The organism is Devosia sp. A369, from assembly GCF_054489345.1.
This window is the reverse complement of the sequence record NZ_JBTMWV010000003.1, coordinates 1-2,500: the sequence shown is the minus strand read 5'-3', so window position 1 is coordinate 2,500 and position 2,500 is coordinate 1. Positions and strand designations below refer to the sequence as shown.

The 2,500-nt window shown below is 52.1% G+C and carries 2 rRNA genes (1 of these 2 cut by a window edge); both read left to right on the top strand.

The features are described from left to right. A 23S ribosomal RNA gene (locus ACX3OZ_RS05240) occupies positions 1 to 1,944 on the top strand (it extends 779 nt beyond the left edge of the window). Between the two features lie 143 nt (positions 1,945 to 2,087). Then, positions 2,088 to 2,203: ribosomal RNA gene (gene rrf / locus ACX3OZ_RS05235) — 5S ribosomal RNA — on the top strand. The last annotated feature ends 297 nt before the right edge of the window (positions 2,204 to 2,500 follow it).

Here is a 2,500-nt window from a genome sequence, read left to right as displayed (position 1 = left end):
GCGAAAGATATTTAGGTATCGCCTCGGACGAATACTGTGGGGGGTAGAGCACTGGATGGGCTAGGGGGTCTCACCGACTTACCAAACCTAACCAAACTCCGAATACCCACAAGTAATATCCGGGAGACAGACAGTGGGTGCTAAGGTCCATTGTCAAAAGGGAAACAGCCCTAACCTACAGCTAAGGTCCCCAAGTCATAGTTAAGTGGGAAAGCATGTGGGAATGCTTAGACAACCAGGAGGTTGGCTTAGAAGCAGCCATCCTTTAAAGATAGCGTAACAGCTCACTGGTCAAGCGTTCCTGCGGCGAAGATGTACCGGGTCTAAAACTATGCACCGAAGCTTAGGGTTTACACGTTTACGTGTAAGCGGTAGCGGAGCGTTCCGTAAGCCTGCGAAGCGGTACCTGTGAGGGGCCGTGGAGGTATCGGAAGTGCGAATGATGACATGAGTAGCGATAAAAAGTGTGAGAGACACTTTCGCCGAAAGTCCAAGGGTTCCTGCGCAATGCTAATCAGCGCAGGGTTAGTCGGCCCCTAAGGCGAGGCAGAAATGCGTAGCCGATGGGAATCACGTTAATATTCGTGAACCAGGTGGTAGTGACGGATCGCGCAGGTTCGTATCCCCTTATTGGATTGGGGGTGCGATGAGCCGGTTCCTGGAAATAGCTCCACCAACATTGACCGTACCCTAAACCGACACAGGTGGACTGGTAGAGTATACCAAGGCGCTTGAGAGAACTATACTGAAGGAACTCGGCAAATTGCATGCGTAACTTCGGGATAAGCATGACTTCTATGGAGGCAACTCTATAGGAGTGGCACAAAAGAGGGGGTGGCGACTGTTTACTAAAAACACAGGGCTCTGCGAAGTAGTAATACGACGTATAGGGTCTGACGCCTGCCCGGTGCCGGAAGGTTAAAAGGAGAGGTGCAAGCCTTGAATTGAAGCCCCGGTAAACGGCGGCCGTAACTATAACGGTCCTAAGGTAGCGAAATTCCTTGTCGGGTAAGTTCCGACCTGCACGAATGGCGTAACGACTTCCCCACTGTCTCCAGTATAGACTCAGTGAAATTGAATTCCCCGTGAAGATGCGGGGTTCCTGCGGTCAGACGGAAAGACCCCATGCACCTTTACTATAGCTTTACGCTGGCATTTGTGTCGGCATGTGCAGGATAGGTGGTAGGCTTTGAAGCAGGGACGCTAGTTTCTGTGGAGCCGCAAGATGAGATACCACCCTTATCGTCATAGATGTCTAACCGCGGCATAACAGTGTCCGGGACAGCGTATGGTGGGTAGTTTGACTGGGGCGGTCGCCTCCCAAAGAGTAACGGAGGCGCGCGATGGTAGGCTCAGAACGGTCGGAAATCGTTCCTTGAGTGCAATGGCATAAGCCTGCCTGACTGCGAGACTGACAAGTCGAGCAGAGACGAAAGTCGGTCATAGTGATCCGGTGGTCCCGCGTGGAAGGGCCATCGCTCAACGAATAAAAGGTACGCTGGGGATAACAGGCTGATAATGCCCAAGAGTCCATATCGACGGCATTGTTTGGCACCTCGATGTCGGCTCATCACATCCTGGGGCTGGAGCAGGTCCCAAGGGTATGGCTGTTCGCCATTTAAAGTGGTACGTGAGCTGGGTTTAGAACGTCGTGAGACAGTTCGGTCCCTATCTGCCGTGGGTGTAGGAATATTGAGAAGAGCTGACCCTAGTACGAGAGGACCGGGTTGGACGAACCTCTGGTGGACCTGTTGTGGCGCCAGCCGCATTGCAGGGTAGCTAAGTTCGGACGGGATAACTGCTGAAAGCATCTAAGCAGGAAGCCTCCTTCAAAACTAGTATTCCCTTGAGAGCCGTGGAAGAACACCACGTCGATAGGCCGGGTGTGGAAGCGCAGCAATGTGTGAAGCTTACCGGTACTAATAGCTCGATTGGCTTGATCGTTCTCATTAATCTATGTCCGCATAGATTGTGAAATGTTCGATCGGTACAAATAATACACCAGACCAAGGCTCCTTGCATGGGAGAGCACTTGGTCCATATACAGAACAACAAAACCAGAATTCACATCATACGTTTTTCGCTGACCTTGTGGTTTTTGCGAGGAGCCCAAGACCCGATCCCATCCCGAACTCGACCGTCAAATTCCTCTGCGCCAATGGTACTAAGTCTCAAGGCTTGGGAGAGTAGGTCGCTGCAAGGTCTGCCAAAAACGTATGGTTCTCAATTACAATGTCGAAAAGAAATACCAAAAACCCCAGTCAGAAATGACTGGGGTTTTTGCGTTTGGAACGTAAGCGCGAAGCCGATCCCGTCTGACATTGGCTTACCCAGGGGGGTATAGGCACCGCAGCTTTTGCTGACGATGTGAGTTCAGAGCTGGCTCGGGGAATCTGAACACGGGGATGAGTGGATTTTCTGCCTGACGGCGGCCAATATGGCCGCGAACAGGAGAGATCATGACGAGACGACCCCGCCGCAACCACACCCCGGCGTTCAA